The 18,302-nt window shown below is 64.6% G+C and carries 15 protein-coding genes; 11 read left to right on the top strand and 4 right to left on the bottom strand.

The genetic code is table 11. The features are described from left to right. Positions 1-6 precede the first annotated feature (6 nt). Entirely contained in the window at positions 7-1,116 is a 1,110-nt protein-coding gene (locus tag NCS67_RS03450; protein ID WP_008350824.1) for a porin, read from the top strand. 78 nt (positions 1,117-1,194) lie between these two features. Here the strand turns inward: NCS67_RS03450 and NCS67_RS03445 are convergent, their stop codons facing one another. The 3 genes from NCS67_RS03445 to zwf all read right to left on the bottom strand — a co-directional run bounded on the left by NCS67_RS03445 (position 1,195) and on the right by zwf (position 5,385). Then, entirely contained in the window at positions 1,195-3,105 is a 1,911-nt protein-coding gene (locus tag NCS67_RS03445) for a bifunctional transcriptional regulator/glucokinase (RefSeq protein WP_033536676.1), read from the bottom strand. After that, the gene (gene pgl / locus NCS67_RS03440; protein ID WP_175981807.1) at positions 3,086-3,796 is read right to left on the bottom strand and encodes a 6-phosphogluconolactonase; all 711 of its coding nucleotides are present in this window, start codon (positions 3,794-3,796) and stop codon (positions 3,086-3,088) included. Before pgl ends, NCS67_RS03445 begins: the two co-directional genes overlap by 20 nt. Before the next feature lie 128 nt (positions 3,797-3,924). After that, positions 3,925-5,385: a glucose-6-phosphate dehydrogenase gene (gene zwf / locus NCS67_RS03435; RefSeq protein ID WP_244807818.1), complete on the bottom strand. Its 1,461-nt coding sequence runs from the start codon at positions 5,383-5,385 to the stop codon at positions 3,925-3,927. 586 nt (positions 5,386-5,971) lie between these two features. Here zwf and NCS67_RS03430 point away from each other — a divergent pair. The 6 genes from NCS67_RS03430 to NCS67_RS03405 all read left to right on the top strand — a co-directional run bounded on the left by NCS67_RS03430 (position 5,972) and on the right by NCS67_RS03405 (position 12,848). After that, positions 5,972-7,225: an ABC transporter substrate-binding protein gene (locus NCS67_RS03430; protein ID WP_008350833.1), complete on the top strand. Its 1,254-nt coding sequence runs from the start codon at positions 5,972-5,974 to the stop codon at positions 7,223-7,225. Between the two features lie 255 nt (positions 7,226-7,480). Further along, positions 7,481-8,338, top strand: coding sequence for a carbohydrate ABC transporter permease (locus NCS67_RS03425; protein WP_235366287.1), 858 nt, complete (start codon positions 7,481-7,483; stop codon positions 8,336-8,338). After that, positions 8,328-9,185, top strand: a complete 858-nt coding sequence (locus tag NCS67_RS03420) for a carbohydrate ABC transporter permease (protein ID WP_008350838.1) — start codon at positions 8,328-8,330, stop codon at positions 9,183-9,185. The genes NCS67_RS03425 and NCS67_RS03420 overlap by 11 nt, the downstream gene beginning before the upstream one ends. Positions 9,186-9,215: 30 nt before the next feature. Then, entirely contained in the window at positions 9,216-10,334 is a 1,119-nt protein-coding gene (locus tag NCS67_RS03415) for an ABC transporter ATP-binding protein (RefSeq protein WP_008350840.1), read from the top strand. A 106-nt stretch (positions 10,335-10,440) separates the two neighbouring features. Beyond that, a complete protein-coding gene (locus NCS67_RS03410) occupies positions 10,441-12,552 on the top strand; it encodes a prolyl oligopeptidase family serine peptidase (RefSeq protein WP_250434227.1) in 2,112 nt (703 codons plus the stop codon). Between the two features lie 89 nt (positions 12,553-12,641). Next, positions 12,642-12,848 carry a hypothetical protein gene (locus NCS67_RS03405; protein WP_175981805.1) on the top strand — a complete coding sequence of 69 codons (207 nt, stop codon included), beginning with the start codon at positions 12,642-12,644 and terminating at the stop codon, positions 12,846-12,848. 428 nt (positions 12,849-13,276) lie between these two features. Here NCS67_RS03405 and NCS67_RS03400 read toward each other — a convergent pair whose 3' ends face one another. After that, the gene (locus tag NCS67_RS03400) at positions 13,277-14,488 is read right to left on the bottom strand and encodes a Bcr/CflA family multidrug efflux MFS transporter (protein ID WP_008350845.1); all 1,212 of its coding nucleotides are present in this window, start codon (positions 14,486-14,488) and stop codon (positions 13,277-13,279) included. A 146-nt stretch (positions 14,489-14,634) separates the two neighbouring features. Between NCS67_RS03400 and NCS67_RS03395 the strand changes: the two genes are divergently transcribed. The 4 genes from NCS67_RS03395 (at position 14,635) to NCS67_RS03380 (ending at position 18,299) form a co-directional block, all read left to right on the top strand. After that, positions 14,635-15,087, top strand: coding sequence for a hypothetical protein (locus NCS67_RS03395; RefSeq protein ID WP_034471320.1), 453 nt, complete (start codon positions 14,635-14,637; stop codon positions 15,085-15,087). Between the two features lie 154 nt (positions 15,088-15,241). Further along, positions 15,242-16,525, top strand: coding sequence for a glutamate-1-semialdehyde 2,1-aminomutase (gene hemL / locus NCS67_RS03390; protein ID WP_250434224.1), 1,284 nt, complete (start codon positions 15,242-15,244; stop codon positions 16,523-16,525). An 18-nt stretch (positions 16,526-16,543) separates the two neighbouring features. Continuing rightward, complete coding sequence (gene ribD, locus NCS67_RS03385) at positions 16,544-17,656, top strand: bifunctional diaminohydroxyphosphoribosylaminopyrimidine deaminase/5-amino-6-(5-phosphoribosylamino)uracil reductase RibD (RefSeq protein ID WP_034471322.1); 1,113 nt, start codon at positions 16,544-16,546, stop codon at positions 17,654-17,656. Between the two features lie 28 nt (positions 17,657-17,684). Continuing rightward, positions 17,685-18,299 (top strand): riboflavin synthase, encoded by a 615-nt coding sequence (locus NCS67_RS03380; protein WP_175981801.1) that lies wholly within the window; start codon positions 17,685-17,687, stop codon positions 18,297-18,299. Positions 18,300-18,302 lie beyond the last annotated feature (3 nt).

Raw genomic sequence — 18,302 nt, 5'->3', positions numbered from 1 at the left:
GGGATGATGAAGAAGGTATTGCTCGCGTCGGCAGCACTCATGGCGTTCAGCGCAGCGGCACATGCACAGAGCAGCGTGACGCTGTACGGCCGCATCGACGCGGGACTCGAATACATGAGCGGCGTGCCCGACGGCGCCGGCGGCAGCACGCATCGTTTTCGCGCCGAAAGCGGCGATTGGGGCACGAGCCTCTGGGGCATCAAGGGCGCCGAAGACCTGGGCGGCGGCAACCGCGCCGTTTTCCGGCTGGAAAACGGCTTCAACGCGATGAACGGCCAGGCGCAAGGCAACCTCTTCAATCGCTGGGCGACGGTCGGTATCGCCAACGATCAGTTCGGTACGGTTCTGCTCGGCCGTGAGCTCTTCATCTCGAACGGCATATGGGACTTCGATCCGTTCGGTCAGTCGAACTGGTCGTCGGCATCGCTGGTGCGTGGCCGCAACTGGCCGCAGTCGAGCAACAACATTTCGTATCAGTCGCCGAAGTTCGCGGGCTTCGATTTCTACGGCCAGTACGCGCTGTCCAACGCGACCAACTGGAACGGCAACGGCACCACGCCGCAGGGCCGTCAGGCCGGTGCGCAGATCACCTACACATCGCCGCTGTTTCAGGTGCGCGGCATCTACGACGAGATCCGCAACCCGGCGAACGGCACGCTCGGCGGTGACTACAGCACGGGCAACGGTGCCTACGCCTACTCGCGCGAATACACGGCGATGTTCAACGTGTTCCTCGGCCAGTTCAAGCTGCAGGGCGGCTATCAGGCGATCCGCACGTCCGGCATGACGAACCTGCTGCCCGGCCAGCCGAGCACGCTCGATCACGAATGGGGCGGCGTGACGTGGCAAGCCACGCCGGCAGCGGCGCTGATCGGCGCGGTGTATCACGTGAACGGCAACAACGGCGCGGGCAACGCGACCATCTATTCGGTCGGCGGTTCGTACAACATCTCGAAGCGCACGCTGTTCGACATTCAGATCGCCACGGTGCGCAACAGCAGCACCGCGAACTACGGCCTGAACGCCAACAACTACGGCACGTCGGCGGCGACGGACAACCCGCTCGTCGGACACAGCCAGTCGGGCGTGTACGCGGGCATCCAGCACTCGTTCTGACGCGCCGGTTCGATCCGCAAGACAAAGGGCCGCCGATTCGCATCGGCGGCCCTTCGTTCATCGCGCTTCGAAAGCGCTTCAGTCGCGCGCCATTCCCGATGCGCCGTGGCTCAGCCAGTCGAGCACGGCGGCGGCGTCATCGTCGCTCGACTGACGCGCCTTCGCGACCGTCTCGCTGATCTTCGCGCCGGGCTTCGGCGCGGCACGGCGAATCGCGACGCCGACCGCGAGAATGTCGATGATGACGAGGTGCAGAATGCGCGAGATCATCGAAAGCTGCGACTCGCGGATCTCGATGTGATCCGTCTCCAGCGCGACCGTCGCGCGCTTGGCGAGCGGCGTGTTGCTCGACGTAATAGCGATGACCGTCGCGCCTTGCTGCATCGCCACTTCGAGCACGCGCAGCAGTTCCGGCGCGCGCCCCGACTTCGACACCGCCACGATCACATCGCCCTTGCCGAGCAGCGCCGCGGACGCCGCCTGCATGTACAGGTCGCCGTACGCGATCGTCGGAATGCCGAAGCGGAAGAACTTGTAGTGCGCGTCCTGCGCGACGATATTCGAATTCCCGAGCCCGTAGAACTCGATGCGCCGCGCGCCGTTGAGGATATCGATCGCGCGCTCGACGTTCTCGAAGTTCAGATGCTCGCGCAACTGCAGGATCGCCGACACGGTGTTGTCGAGCACCTTCGCGCCGAAGTCCGTGGCGGTATCGCCGAGATGCACCTGGCTGTGGCTCACCGGAATGGTGCCGGTCAAGCCGGTCGCGAGCTTCAGCTTGAAGTCGGACAAGCCCTGGCAGCCGAGCGAGCGGCAAAAGCGGATCACCGTCGGCTGGCTGACGTCGGCCTTGCGCGCGATGTCGATGATCGGATCGTTGATGATCGAGCGCGGATGATTCAGCGCGAGATCGGCGACGCGCCGCTCGGCGGGCGTCAGCGCGTCACGCATCTGGCGGATGCGTTCGAACACGGCCGACGAACCGCTGTTCGCGCGATTCGACAACTGTTCCGACAAAATCGCCGACACGCCGAGAAACGCCGGATATTCCGCCGTGATGATGTACGTCGGAATGCCCGACAGATACTGCTGGAAGCGCCCTTTCGACTCGAAGCGCTCGCGAAACGGCGACTTGTGGAACAGCTCGCCGAGCTTCAGCACGATGCCGCCGCCGATGTAAATGCCGCCCAGCGCGCCCAGCGTCACCGCGATATTGCCCGCGAACGTGCCGAGGATCGCGCAGAAACAGTTCACCGTTTCGAGCGCGAGCGGCTCGCCTTGCAGCGCGCGCGTCGTGACATCGGCGGCGGTGAAGGTGTCGGCGACCGTGACGTTGTCGCGCTCCGCGAACGCCCGGTAGATCAGCTCCAGCCCCTGCCCCGCGCACACGCGCTCGAACGAGACGTGCGGAAACTTGCGGCGCGCATAGCGGGTGACGAGGTCTTCGTTCTCGTCGAACGGCGAAAACGTCGCGTGGCCGCCTTCGCTGCCGAGCGCGATCCAGCGATCGTCCGCCGGAATCAGCCCGGAGACGCCCAAACCCGTGCCGGGGCCGAGCAGACCGATCACGCTGTTCTGCCGCCGCGAGCCGCCGCCGACCTGTTCGCGCTGGGCGTCGGTCAGGCCGGGCAGCGCCATCGCGAGCGCGGTGAAGTCGTTCACGACGAGCAGCGTGTCGAAGCCGAGCGCGCGGCGCGTCGCCTCGATCGAGAAGCTCCAGTCGTGATTGGTCATCTTCACGTGATCGCCGTCGACCGGATTCGCGATCGCGATCGCCGCATGATTGACGCGGCCGACCTTCGTGTCCTTCAGATACTGCTGCATCACCTCCGCGATGCCGGGGTAATCGGCCCCCGGATACACGCGGATCTGCCCGATCTCGCCGGTTGCGGTCTCCAGCGCGAAGCGCGCGTTCGTGCCGCCGATGTCGGCCAGAAGCCGCGGTCCGTCGGCGTGCTGAGCCGCTGTCTTATGCACACCAGTAGACATCGAGCTTCACTCCTTCAGCGTGGGCCAGCGTCGAGATGGCGTTTTTTTGCGGCGCGGCGAGCGCCGCGTTCAGGACGTCGAGTTTCTTCTGCCCGGCGATGAACAGATACAACTGCCCGATCTGCTTGAGCGCCGACATCGACAGGCTCACGCGCGCATGCGGCGCCGCGCCCGGATGCACGGCGATGAACCGGTCCGGCGTGGAGATCGCGAAATCCCATTCGGGCGCGTCGGCGAAAATCGAGGCCGTGTGGCCGTCCTCGCCCATGCCGAGCACGGCCACGTCCGGCAGACGGCGGCGCGGATCGGCGTTCAGTTCGGCGATGTGCGCCTCGAGCGGCTTGGCCGTATCGACGAGCGGCAGGAAATACGCCGACGCCGCCGCGTTCTGCAGCAGCGTGTCGCGCACGAGCTGCGCGTTGCTCGCGGAATCGGTTTCGGGCACCCAGCGGTCGTCGACGAGCGTCACGTCGATGTGCGCCCAGTCGAGCGGCTCGCGCGAGAGCGACTGCAAGAACGGTTTCGGACTCGTGCCGCCCGAGACCGCCAGCGTGGCGTGAGCGGTTTGTCCGGCGGCATCGGCCGATGCCGCGCCTCTTGCCGCGAGGGACGCTTTCAGCGCGTCGCTCACGGCTTTCGCCAGCGCGTTCGAATGGGCGCGCGGATCGTCGAAAGTATGAAGCTCGATCACTGCTCCTCCTGCTTGTTCTGGTTTATCGATCCGCTTTCTGTTCGCGCCGTCGCAATGACGGGCGAAGCGGTGTCCTGAATCTTCGTGCGCGCCGCGCGCCTCTTGCGGGCTGCGTCGGCGTCACTCCCTCAATTCTCTTCTTCCAGCCAGCATGTGCCCGCCTGCGCGAGCATCGCGCTCGATGCCGCCGGTCCCCACGTGCCCGCCGCATACGGCTTCGGCTTGCTGGTCGCCGATGCCCACGCGTTCAGGATCGGCTCGACCCAGCGCCACGCCGCTTCCTGCTCGTCGCGCCGCACGAAAAGCGCGAGGCGGCCGTGAATCACATCGAGCAGAAGCCGCTGATACGCCTCCATCTGTCCTTCCTTGAAGAACTGATCGAACGCGAGATCCAGATGTACGCTCGCGAGGTTCATGCCCTCGCCCGGCTGCTTCGCCAGGCAGTAGAGACGAATCGACTCGTTCGGCTGCAACCGGATCACGAGACGGTTCGCGCCCGCGCGCAATGCGTTCGCGCCGAGCGCCGAATGCGGCACCGCGCGGAAATTCACGACGATCTCCGCGACGCGATCCGCGAGCCGCTTGCCGGTGCGCAGGAAAAACGGCACGCCCGCCCAACGCCAATTCTCGATCTCCACCTTCAGCGCGACGAAAGTTTCCGTCGTGCTGTCGGGGCGCACGCCCGGCTCGGTCACGTACGCGGGCACCGCCGTACCGCGGATCACACCCGCATGATATTGCCCGCGCACCGCGACGCGGCTGATGTCGCGCTCGTCGACGGGCTTGAGCGCGCGCAGCACGCGCAGTTTCTCGTCGCGCACGGAGTCGGAGTCCATCGAGTGCGGCGGCTCCATCGTCACGATGGAAAGCAACTGGAGCAAGTGGTTCTGCACCATGTCGCGCAGCGCGCCCGTATTGTCGTAGAAGTCGCCGCGCGCTTCCACGCCCAGTTCCTCGGCGATCGTGATCTGGATGCTCTCGACCCATTCCCGCCGCCACAGCGGCTCGAAAAGCGCGTTGCCGAAGCGCAGCGCGAGCAGGTTCTGCACCGGCTCCTTGCCGAGATAGTGATCGATCCGATAGATCTGCTCTTCCTGGAAGATTTCGCCGACGGCGTCGTTGATCGCGTTCGACGACTTCAGGTCGTAGCCGAGCGGCTTTTCGAGCACGATGCGCGCGTTCTGGTTCAGGCCGACATCGGCGAGCGCCCGGCAGATCGGCACGAACAGCGACGGCCCCGTCGCCAGATAGAAGACGCGCGTGCCGTCGAACCGGGCGAGCGCGTCGCGCAAGACGACGAAGTCCTCCGGACGTCCCAGGTCCAGCCCGACGTACTCGAAGCGCTCGATGAAGCTCTGCCACGCGGCTTCATCGATGCCGTTCTTCGCTACATGCGGCTTCACGTGATCCTCGACCCACGCGCGGTATTCCTCTTGCTGCTTGGCCTCGCGCGCGACCGAGACGATTCTGCCCGCCGGATTGAGCATGCCCGCGCGATGCGCCTCGAAGAGCGCGGGAAGAATCTTGCGCATGGAGAGGTCGCCGGTGCCGCCGAAGAGTACGAAGGTGAAGTTCGAGTCGCTTTGCATGAGTCTCTACGTGGGTTCGAGAGCGGATGTGAGTCGAATCGGGGCGAGTCGCCCGGGTGACTACGGATGACAGCGTAGTCCGATAAAATTTTTTTTGACACTGAATTGTAGTTTAACTACAATCCAAATCAAGAGGAAATGTCATCTACAGAAAATTGCCAAAGTCAATCAGACAAGTCTGGTGACGAGCTTTTTTACAGATGATCGTTCTGAGCGCATGTTAACGGAGCGCGCGGCGCGCCGCTTTCCACGGAAAGCGCCCCTTGCGGCTCACGATCGTTCAGGCCTCGCGCCTCGCCGTCGAGTGCGTCTTTCGGGGCAACGCTCGAACGAACGGGTAAAAATCAAAAGAGGAGACAGCCGTTGCGATTCAACCCACTCATCTCTTGAGCGCCGTGCGGCCGACTATCGGTCTGCCGGCCCGGCACGTCGCGTCCGTCGTGACTCGCGCCTGCCGCATCCCCGCCGACACCGCCGATTCCCGGCCATCCAGTTTTGCCGTTTTTTCGACCACCGCTTCTTAGCCATGCTTCTGGCTGCATCGGGAGCCAATCGTTTCTTGTCAGGTGTCTGGAGGAGATAAACAATGAAAGTCCGTAAGCTCATGGGCGCGCTGTGCGCCGCAGGTCTTCTGTGCGGCGCGACGGCGTCGGCGGTTCAGGCTGCCGAGGCCGTTTCCGTGTTGCACTGGTGGACGTCCGGCGGCGAATCCAAGGCTGTCGGCGTGCTCAAGGACGACATGACGAAGCAGGGTTACACCTGGAAGGACTTCGCTGTCGCGGGCGGTGCGGGCGCGGCCGCGATGACCGCGCTGAAGACGCAGGTCATCTCGGGCAACGCGCCGTCGGCGGCGCAGATCAAGGGTCCGCTGATCCAGGAATGGGCCGAGCAAGGCGTCCTCGTGCCGATCGATTCCGTCGCGGGCGACTGGAAAAAGAACCTGCCGCCGGAAATCGACAAGATCATCCACGCCGACGGCCACTACGTCGCCGCGCCCTTCTCGGTGCATCGCGTGAACTGGCTGTACATCAACAAGGCCGCGCTCGACAAGGCGGGCGGCAAGGTCCCGACCAACTGGAACGAGTTCTTCCAGGTCGCCGACAAGATGAAGGCCGCGGGCATCATGCCGATCGCGATGGGCGGCCAGCCGTGGCAGGACCTGACGCTGTGGGAAGACGTCGTGCTGTCGCAGGGCGCGGACTTCTACAAGAAGGCGATCGTCGATCTCGATCAGAAGACCTTGACCTCGGACAAGATGGTTCAGGTGTTCGATACGGTCCGCAAGATCCAGGGCTACTTCGATAGCGGCCGCACGGGCCGCGACTGGAACCTCGCGACCGCGATGGTCATCAACGGCAAGGCCGGCATGCAGTTCATGGGCGACTGGGCGAAGGGCGAATTCGCCGGCGCCGGCAAGAAGGCGGGCACGGACTACGTGTGCGCGCCGGTGCCGGGCACGGAGAAGGCCTACACGTTCAACGTCGACTCGTTCGTGTTCTTCCAGCAGAAGGGCCAGAAGGCTGCGACGCCGGGCCAGCTCGCGCTCGCGAAGACCATCATGACGCCGGAATTCCAGGAGCAGTTCAGTCTGAACAAGGGGTCGATCCCGGTGCGTCTCGGCGTCCCGATGGATAAGTTCGACGACTGCGCGAAGAAGTCCTACGCTGATGAACAGACGGCGATCAAATCGGGCGGCTATGTTCCGTCGCTCGCGCACGGCATGGCTCAGGGCGATGCCGTCGCCGGCGCGATGACCGACGTCGTGACGAAGTTCATGAATTCGTCGCAGGATTCGAAGAGCGCGGTTGCCGCACTCGCGAACGCCGCCAAGACGAAGTAAGGCCGCATCCGCCCGGCGCGTGTGCGAAAGGCATGCGCCGGGCGGGGCAAGACAGAGCAGGACTGCATCTGTAACGTCGCAACATTTCAGCGCCAGCAGGCATTCGCCACAGAAGCGCCAGTCAGTGCACCTAAACGCACGAAAAGCGCCGGCGCATCTTCCAGGAGTCGAGTCGTGACTGCCTCCATCGCCGCGGACAAGAAACCGCAAAACCCGCCCCGTCGCGCGTCACCGACGGCGGCGCTCGCCGATCGCATGATTCCGAAGCTGGTGCTCGCTCCCAGCGTCGTGATCGCGCTCGTTTTCGTGTACGGCTTCATCGCCATTACCGGGTATCTGTCGCTTTCCGAATCGCGGCTCATGCCGCGCTACGATTTCGCGGGCTTCGACCGCTACAAACAGCTTTTCGCCAACGATGTCTGGTGGACTTCCGCCGCCAACCTCGGCTGGTTCGGCATTCCGTTCATCGGGATTTGCGTGTTCCTCGGCCTTTTCCTTGCGATCCTTCTCGACCAGAAGATCCGCAACGAAGGTGCATTGCGCGCGGTCTTCCTCTATCCGATGGCGCTTTCGTTCATCGTGACCGGCACCGCGTGGCAGTGGATTCTGAATCCCGGCCTCGGTCTGGAGAAAGTGTTTCATGACTGGGGCTGGACGAGTTTCTCGTTCAACTGGCTCGGCGACCCGGACAAGGCGATTTTCTGCGTCGTGATCGCCGCGGTGTGGCAATCGACGGGCTTCGTGATGGCGCTCTTCCTCGCCGGTCTGCGCGGCGTCGACGGCGAAATTTTCAAGGCCGCGCAAGTCGATGGCGCGACGCTGCCGACCATCTACCGCAAGATCGTGATTCCGAGCATGCGCCCGGTGTTCTTCTCCGTGCTGCTGATCCTCTGCCACATCACGATCAAGACCTTCGACCTCGTCGTCGCGTTGACGGCGGGCGGTCCGGGCACGTCGTCGTCGCTGCCGGCAATCTTCATGTACACGTTCTCGTTCAATCGCGGGCAACTGGGCGTGGGCGCCGCATCGTCGATGATGATGCTCGCCACCGTCGTCGCCGTGCTCGTGCCGCTCATGTATCTCGAATCGAGGAGCACCCGCAATGCAGCCTAAGATGACCCTGAGCCGCGCCGTCATCTACGCGGTGCTCATACTTTTCGCGCTCTACTTCCTGTTCCCGATCTACGTGATGCTGTCGACGTCGTTCAAGGATCTCGACCAGCTTCGCACGGGCAATCTGCTCACGCCGCCGACGCACTTCACGTTCGCGCCGTGGGTCAAAGCGTGGCAGGAAGCGTGTACCGGCGTGCGCTGCGACGGCATGGAGCCGTTCTTCATGAACTCGGTTCGCATGGTGATCCCCGCCGTGCTGATCTCGTCGTTCATCGGCGCGTTCAACGGCTACGTGCTCACGCACTGGCGCTTCCGCGGCGCGGACGCCATCTTCACGATGCTGCTCGTCGGCTGCTTCATCCCCTTCCAGGCGATCCTTCTTCCGATGGCGCGTCTGCAGGGCTTTCTCGGCCTTTCGAACACGACGACCGGCCTCGTGCTCGTGCATGTGATCTACGGTATCGCGTTCACGACGATGTTCTTCCGCAACTTCTACGTGAGCATTCCGGCCGAGCTCGTGAAGGCGGCGCGCATCGACGGCGCGGGTTTCTTCACCATTTTCACGAAGATTCTGCTGCCGGTGTCGCTGCCGATCTTCATGGTGTGCCTGATCTGGCAATTCACGCAGATCTGGAACGATTTCCTGTTCGGTATCGTGTTTTCGGGCGTGGATTCCATGCCGATCACGGTGGCGCTGAACAACCTCGTGAACACATCGACGGGCGTGAAGGAATACAACGTCGACATGGCCGGCGCGATCATCGCCGCATTGCCGACGATCCTCGTCTACATGATCGCGGGACGTTATTTCGTGCGCGGGCTGACGGCCGGCGCGGTGAAGGGTTAAACGAGCAGTATCGAGAGATAGAGGATTCACATGGCAAGCCTTTCCATCCGTGACGTGTACAAGACCTACCCGAACGGGGTGCCGGTTCTCAAGGGCGTCAATATCGATATCGAGGACGGTCAGTTCCTGATCCTCGTCGGCGGCTCGGGCTGCGGCAAGTCGACCCTGCTGAACATGATCGCGGGTCTGGAGACCGTGACCCGTGGCGACATCATGATCGACGGCAAGACGGTCAACGACCTCTCGCCGAAGGACCGCGATATCGCGATGGTGTTCCAGTCCTACGCGCTCTACCCTTCGATGAGCGTGCGCGACAACATCTCGTTCGGTCTCAATATTCGCAAGGTGCCGAAGGACGAGCAGAAGAAGATCGTCGATCGCGTGTCGGAGACGCTGCAGATCGGTCATCTGCTCGATCGCAAGCCGGGGCAACTGTCGGGCGGGCAGCGTCAGCGCGTCGCGATGGGCCGCGCGCTCGCACGCGATCCGGTGATGTTCCTGTTCGACGAGCCGCTTTCGAACCTCGACGCGAAGCTGCGCATCGAAATGCGTTCGGAGATCAAGCTCTTGCATCAGCGCCTCGGCACGACGATCGTCTACGTGACGCACGATCAGATCGAAGCGATGACGCTCGGCGATCGCATCGCGGTGATGAAGGACGGCATCGTGCAGCAGTTCGGCGCGCCGCAGGAGATTTACGATTCGCCGTCGAATCTGTTCGTCGCGGGCTTTATCGGCGCGCCGCCGATGAACTTCATCACGGGCAAGCTCGTCGAGTCGGGTTCGGGCGTCGGTTTGCAACTCGATACGGGCGTCACGCAGAAGGTGCTGAATCTGCCGTTCGATGCGGGTCGTTTGCGCAGCAAGGTCGGGCAGGATGTGATTCTGGGCCTGCGTCCGGAGCGCATCACCGATTCGCGCAGCGCGCACGATGTGTCGGATGCGAGCCTGCAGCCGGTCGACGTGCGCGTCGACGTGATCGAGCCGACCGGCCCGGACACGCTCGTGTTCGCGCAGGTGAACGGCAAGCGCGTCGTGTCGCGCGTGCACCCTGCGAGCAATCCGCAGCCGATGACGAACATGACCCTGCTGTTCGATGTGTCGAAGGCCGTGCTGTTCGATCCGCAGACGGAAGAGCGGCTGGCTTGAGTCTGCCTGGTCGTTGAAGTTGAAAGCCGCGCTGATGCGCGGCTTTTTCATTGCGCCGCCATAACAGGCACAATCGGCGTTTTGCCTTTCGAAGCTCCGATTCCGCATGACCATCCTCGATCAGAATCCCGAACTCGCCTGGCCGCCCTCCGACGGCCCCGATCCCTTCATCGGCCTCGAAGCGCTCGACGACGCCCGCGTGCAGTCGTGGATCGACGCCCAGAACCGCCGCACCGAAGCCGCGTTCGGCAACACGCCCGACGCGCGCGCCCTCGCCGGCCGGCTCGAAAAGGCGTACACGTCGAAAGACCGCATCGTCGCCTGTTCGCGCTATGGCGATTGGGGCTACAACACATGGCAGGACGACGCGCATCCGCTCGGCATCGTACGCCGCACGCCGTGGTCTGCGTGGCTCGAAGGCAAGCCCGCATGGGAAACGATCCTCGACGTCGACGCGCTCGCCCTGAACACCGACGCGGTGGGCGACACACGCTGGGCCCTCGCCGACTTCGACATGCTCTATCCCGACTACGATCGCGCGCTCGTGAGCCTGTCGCCGGGCGGCTCGGACGCGTGCATGGTGCGCGAGTTCGAGATCGCGTCGAAAACGTTCGTCGCGGATGGCTTCGCATTGCCCGATGTCGGCAAGCACGACATCTCGTGGATCGATCGCGACACCGTGTACGTCGGCTGGGACGACAGCAAGACGAACCCGAGCCCCGCGCTGACGACATCCGGATTTCCACGGCAGGCGCGTCGCTGGAAGCGCGGCACGCCGCTCGCGGATGCGCCCGTCGTGTTCGAAGGCAATCGGCGCGACGTGTCGGCGGGCGTGGACTACGATCCGATCGAGAAGCTGCATCTCGCGTCGCGCGCGGTCACGTTCTACGACACGCTCAACTACTGGCTCGACGAAACCGCCAACGAATGGCGCCAGTACGATCTGCCGTCGCACGCGGAAATCGAGCACTGGAACGGCTGGCTCTTCGTCACGCCGCGCAAGTTCTGGAACGCGGGCGGGCGCCGCTACGCGCCCGGCACGCTGACCGTCATCCGCCGCGACGCGTTTCTCGCCGGCTCGCGCCGGTTCACGGCGCTTTTCACGCCGTCGGAACGCCTCGTCCTCGCGGGCATCGACTTCACGAAGCAGTTCCTCATCGTTTCGCAGATGGATGACGGCACGCCGCGCGTCACGCTGCTGCGCCCGGACGCGAATCCCGATGACGCATGGCAGGCGCGCGAATTCGCGCTGCCGGAAGCGAGCCAGTCATGGGTCGATTCGATCGACAGCGAACGCGACGACACCGTGCTCATCCACGTCGAGCATTTTCTGTTGCCGCCGTCGCTCTATCACGCCGATCTCGCCAGCGACGCGCCCTGGCGACTGCTCGCGCGCCTTCCCGCGCAATTCGACGCAACCGGTCTCGCCGCCGTGCGCCGCCACGCGATCGCGCCGGACGGCGAACGCATTCCGTACTGGCTGATCGGAAGAGACATCGAGACCACCGCCGAACCGCGCCCTTGCCTGCTCTACGGCTACGGCGGCTTCGAAGTCGCGCTCGACCCCGGCTACGACGCAACCACGGGCATCGCGTGGCTCGAACGCGGCGGGCTGTACGCGGTCGCGAATATCCGTGGCGGCGGCGAGTTCGGCCCGGCGTGGCATCAGGCGGCATTGCGCGAGAACCGTCAAATTTCGTTCGATGATTTCACCGCGGTGGCGCAAGCGCTCGTCGATAGCGGCGTCACGACGCCGAAGAAGCTCGCCATTCGGGGCGGCAGCAACGGCGGCCTGCTCACCGGCGCGTGCATGGTCCAACGGCCCGAGCTTTTCGGCGCCGTGCTGTCCGAAGTGCCGCTGCTCGATATGGCGCGCTTTCACTTGCTGTTGCAAGGCGCATCGTGGATCGACGAATACGGCGATCCCGACGACGCCGGCGATCTTCATCATCTGATGGCGTATTCGCCGTATCAGAACGTGAAGGCCGACGTGACGTATCCGCCGGCGCTGTTCACGTCATCGACGAGCGACGACCGCGTGCATCCCGGCCACGCGCGCAAGATGGCCGCGAAGATGCAGGCGCAAGGCCACGCCGACGTCTGGTATCAGGAGACCGGCGACGGCGGGCACGGCGCGGGCGTCGAACCCGGAGCGGTCGCGCAGGCGGAAGCCGCGGCCTTCACGTTTCTCGCGGCGACGATCGGCCCCCTCGAATAGCAGCACGCGGGGACGTTTCAGTCGATGCCTATCGAGAAGCGCGAACGCATTCTGCAGGATCTGGACCCTTCGAATGCGCTTCCCGAGTCATGCCGATACCGATCCCGCCGACACGCTTCACGCTCGACCCCGATGCGTTCGCCGCCGCCGGCGAACGCGCCTTCGTCACGTCGAACCTGCATGAGATCGTCGCGCTCTGCGTGATCTCCGATGTCAACGAGGCCACGCTGTCCGCGCTCGCGGCGCGCGGCACTCCTCTCGCGCCGCCCATGCCGACGCTCGCGCGCGCGGTTTAGGCGAACATCGGTTTCACGGCGCGCAACAGCGCGTTTCGGCCGTCGCGCGGCCTTGCCCACCGATTCGAATTCCTTCGATATGTCGTCGTTCGACGACGGCCTACACTCGTCTCATTCCTTGATGCAGTCCAGCTTCGTCGACAAGGCTGAAACGGCAACGAGGAATAACCGAATCGACACGAACCCGATCAGGAAGCACCTTTGACCCAGGCACCACTGATCGCTCATCTGGAGAACATGCCTATTGCCCCTGCGACCGAAGCGAGCCGGTAAACAACTTTGACCCAGTAAGTTACCGAATCGACAAACAACTGCGATCGACCCAGGAAGCACCTTTGACCCAGGCACATCTGATTCGAGACCGCAAAAACGAGCATCAAATGTTGAGCCTCGCCACATAGCGAGGCTTTTTTGTTTCTGCGCGCCGTTCAGACCTTCACGGGCGCCGCGTGCGAGCGCAGCACCAGCGTGCGCCCGGCGAATGTCAGCACGCCGCACACGCCTATCACGATGCCCATGCCATGCGGCGAAACATCGTGAAACAAGCCGACGGCGAGACTCGCGAGCGCGCCGAGCGCGAGCTGCATCGCGCCGAAAACCGCGGCGGCCGCGCCCGCGTTGTGCGGATACCGATGCATCAGCTCGGTCGTGCAATTGGCCGACAGCAGTCCGACCACGCCGACCACGAAGAACAGCGTCACGACGATCGACCACAGGCCGCCCAAGCCCGTCAGCGCGACGAACGCGACCGCGAGCGCCGCCGCGACGCTCACGAACGATGCAGCCGAAATCATCTTCATCGCGCCGACGCGGCCGACGAACTTCGTGTTGAGCACATTCCCCGCGATGATGCCGACGATGTTCAGGCCGAACAGCAGCCCGTAATACTGCGGCCTGACGTGGAAGTAATCGATATAGACGAACGGCGTGGCGGTGATGTACGCGAACATCGACGCGAAAGCCATGCCGCCGCACATCATGTGGCCCCAGGTGACGGGATCGGTCAGCAGATGCCCGTAAGCGGCGAACGATTTGCCGACCGCCGCGCTCGCGCGCCTTTCCTTAGGCCATGTCTCCGGCACGCGCAGATACGCCGTCACCGCGCATGTCACGCCGAAGAGCGTCAGCGCGACGAACACGACGCGCCAGCTGCCCAGCAGCAGCAATTGCCCGCCGATCAGCGGCGCGAGCAACGGTCCGATCGACGTGACGATGGACAGCATCGACAGGACGCGTGCCGCGTCGGTCGGCGCGTGGGCGTCGCGGGCGATCGCGCGCGCGAGCACCGACGCCGCGCCCGCGCCGAGCGCCTGCAGGAAGCGCACGAAGACGAGCGCGTCGATGGAAAACGCCGCCGCGCAGCCGATGCTCGCGAGCGCGTACAGCGCGATGCCGCCGAGCAGGACGGGGCGGCGGCCATAGGCGTCGGACATCGGACCGTAGAGCAGCATGCCGAACGAGAAGCCGAACATGAAGCTCGTCAGCGTGCTTTGCGCGGCGGCCGGGCTCGTGCCGAACGCGGCGGCGAGCGACGGCAGGCTCGGCAGATACATGTCGATCGACAGCGGGCCGCACGCGGCGAGCGCGCCGAGCAGAAGGATCAAACGGCCATCGGGCCGGCGCCGGGTGGTGTCGGACATGGAGTTCGGGAGACGGGGAAGCGTTGAGGCCGCGCGGCATCCTTACCGCGCAAGGAGCAAACATTGTACGCGAGCCCTTGCCGCGATCCGGCCCCGGTCGCGACGCTGCGTTAAGCTCATCGCTCTCTTCTCGTCCGACCGAACCCATGACCGCCTTTCTGCTGATCTGGAGCCCAAAGAAATGGCCGTGGCCCGACTTGCCCGAGTTCGCGCGGCGCGTCGCCGCAGGCGATGCCGTTGCCGACGTATGGGGCTGCGGCACCGCGCGCGGACTCTTGCCGGGCGACCGGGTCTTCGTGCATCGCGTGTCGCAGGAACCCAGGGGCGTGTTCGCGTCGGGCTGGGTGACGCGCGCGCCGTACGAAGTGCCGGATGCCGGAGCCAAGCGCGGCTATCGGCTGCGCATCGACTTCGTTTATGACTGGCTCGTCGATGCGCGCGAGCAGGTCGTCGTCACGCGCGACGAATTGCGCGCGCATCCGTTCTCCGTGCAGACGTGGGACGCGCAGATGTCCGGCACGCTCATCAAGCCGATCGCCGAGGGCGCGCTGGAAAAACTGTGGGCCGCACGCACCGGACGGCGCTCGATGCGACCCTAGCCGGACACGGTTGCATTGCAACGACTCCGGTACAATTTCAGCATCGTTTTTCGCGCCGGACGGCGCGTTTCGCGCGCCGTGCAGACGTTGCAGCGGCAGCCGGGCGCGTGTCCTCGCGACTCCCGCATCCACTTTTCAGTGCAGGCTTCCATCCATGTCCAAGAATCAAGCTCTCTTCGAACGCGCGCAGCGAACCATTCCCGGCGGCGTGAACTCGCCGGTGCGGGCGTTCCGCTCGGTCGGCGGCACGCCGCGCTTCATCGAGCGCGCAGAAGGCGCGTATTTCTGGGATGCGGATGGCAAGCGCTATATCGACTACATCGGCTCGTGGGGCCCGATGATTCTCGGCCATGTCCATCCGGAAGTGCTCGGCGCAGTACAACGCGTGCTCGCGAACGGCTTCTCGTTCGGCGCGCCGACCGAAGCCGAAATCGAAATCGCCGAGGAAATCTGCAAGCTCGTGCCGTCGATCGAACAGGTGCGGATGGTGTCATCCGGCACCGAAGCGACGATGAGCGCATTGCGCCTCGCGCGCGGCTTCACGAACCGCAGCCGCATCGTCAAGTTCGAAGGTTGCTATCACGGGCACGCGGACAGCCTGCTCGTCAAAGCCGGCTCCGGTCTGCTCACGTTCGGGAATCCCACTTCCGCCGGCGTGCCCGCCGACATCGCGAAGCACACGACCGTGCTCGAGTACAACAACGTCGAGCAATTGAACGAGGCGTTCAAGGCATTCGGGCCGGAAATCGCGTCGGTGATCGTCGAGCCGGTCGCGGGCAACATGAATCTCGTGCGCGCGACGCCCGAGTTTCTCAACGCGCTGCGCGAACGCTGCAACGAATACGGCTCCGTGCTGATCTTCGACGAAGTCATGTGCGGCTTTCGCGTGGCGCTCGGCGGCGCGCAGCAGGTCTACGGCATCAAGCCCGATCTCACCTGTCTCGGCAAGGTCATCGGCGGCGGCATGCCGGCGGCCGCGTTCGGTGGACGCCGCGACATCATGGCTCATCTCGCGCCGCTCGGCGGCGTCTATCAGGCGGGCACGCTGTCGGGCAATCCGATCGCGGTGGCCGCGGGCCTGAAGACGCTGCAACTGATCCAGCGTCCCGGTTTCTACGACGATCTCGCCAAGCAGACGCGCAAGCTCGTCGACGGCCTCACCGGCGCCGCCCGCGACGCGAAGGTGCCGTTCTCCGCCGATTCGATCGGCGGCATGTTCGGCCTGTATTTCATGGACAGCGTGCCGGGCAGCTTCGCGCAGATCCAGCAAGGCGACACGAGGCGCTTCAATGCGTTCTTTCACGCGATGCTCGATGCCGGCGTGTACTTCGCGCCGTCCGCGTTCGAAGCGGGCTTCGTGTCGAGCGCGCACGACAACGCGATCATCGACGCGACGATCGACGCGGCGCGCGGCGCATTCGCGTCGCTCGCCGCCTGACGTTTCCGGGCCGCGCCGATGTTCTCGCAAACCGACTTCACGCACATGGAGCGCGCGCTCGCGCTCGCCTCGAAGGGCATGTACACGACGACGCCGAATCCGCGCGTCGGCTGCGTGCTCGTCAAGAACGGCGAAGTGATCGGCATGGGCTACACGCAGCCGGCCGGCCAGGATCACGCCGAAGTGCAGGCGCTGAAGGACGCCCGTTCGCGCGGCAAGGATCCGCGCGGCGCGACCGCGTATGTGTCGCTGGAACCGTGCAGTCACTTCGGCCGCACGCCGCCGTGCGCGCATGCGCTCATCGATGCGCGCGTCGAGAAAGTAATCGCCGCGATGGAAGATCCGAACCCGTCGGTGTCCGGCCGCGGCTTGACGATGCTGCGCGACGCCGGCATCGACGTGCGTTGCGGACTGCTCGCGAACGAGGCGCACGAGATGAACATCGGCTTCGTGTCGCGTATGACGCGCCGCCGTCCGTGGGTGCGAATGAAGGTCGCGGCCACGCTGGACGGCCGTACCGGTTTGCCGACGGGCGAGAGTCAGTGGATCACGGGCGAAGACGCGCGCGCCGACGGCCACGCGTGGCGCGCCCGCGCCTGCGCGATTCTCACGGGAATCGGCACGGTGCGCGAGGACGATCCGCAACTGACCGTGCGCGCGGTCGACACGCCGCGCCAGCCGCAACGCGTGCTGATCGACAGCCGGCTGGATGTGCCGATGCACGCGCGCATCCTCGACGGCGCGCCGCCCTGGATTTTCCATTCCGCCGACGCCGATCCGGCGCGCATCGACGCGTTGCGCGAGAAAGGCGCGGATCTGATCGAGCTGTCGAACGAGTACGGCAAGGTCGATCTGCCCGCGATGCTCACGGCGCTCGCCGATCGCGGCATCAACGAATTGCATGTCGAAGCGGGCCACAAGCTGAACGGCTCGCTGCTGCGCGAAGGCTGCGTCGACGAACTGCTGATCTATCTCGCGCCGAGCCTGCTCGGCAGCGCGCCCGGCATGTTCGACTTCGCGCCGCCCGACACGCTGGATGCGCGGCCGCATCTGAAATTTCATCGCATCGACCGGCTCGGCGACGATCTGCGCATACTTGCGCGTTTTGCCGAAGCCAACGTGGCGAGCTGACCCAGCACCGAATCGAGGAATCCGACCGATGTTCACAGGAATTGTCGCGGCCGTGGGCCGAATCGAAAAAGTCACGCCGCTCGGTGCCGAGCCGGAAGCGGGCGTGCGTCTGACGGTCGCCGCGGGCGATCTCGATCTCGCCGACGTGGAGCTCGGCGACAGCATCGCGATTCAGGGCGCGTGCATGACGGTTGTCGAGAAATCGGCCGGCACGTTCGACGTCGAAGTGTCGCGCGAGAGTCTCAACAAGACCGTCGGACTCGGCGATGCGGGCGCCGGCGTGAATCTGGAAAAGGCGTTGCGCGCGCACGACCGGCTTGGCGGGCACCTCGTATCCGGTCACGTCGATGGGCTGGGCGTCGTGTCGAAGTTCGAGCCGGTGGGCGAATCGCACGAATTGCGCATCGTGGCGCCGAAGGATATCGGCAAGTACCTGGCTTACAAGGGCTCGGTGACGGTGAACGGGGTGAGCCTCACGGTGAATTCCGTCAGCGACAGCGCCGACGGCTGCGAGTTTTCCATCAATCTGATTCCGCATACCGTCGAAGTGACGACGCTCAAGGCCCTTGCCAAAGGCGCGAAGGTCAATCTGGAGATCGATCTGATCGCGCGGTATGTGGAGCGGATGATGAGTGCGGGGTGAATG

It is taken from the genome of Caballeronia sp. ATUFL_F2_KS9A, assembly GCF_023630765.1.
Lineage (GTDB): Bacteria > Pseudomonadota > Gammaproteobacteria > Burkholderiales > Burkholderiaceae > Caballeronia > Caballeronia zhejiangensis.
The sequence above is the reverse complement of the archived record's forward strand: the minus strand, read 5'-3'. Positions and strand labels throughout refer to the sequence as shown.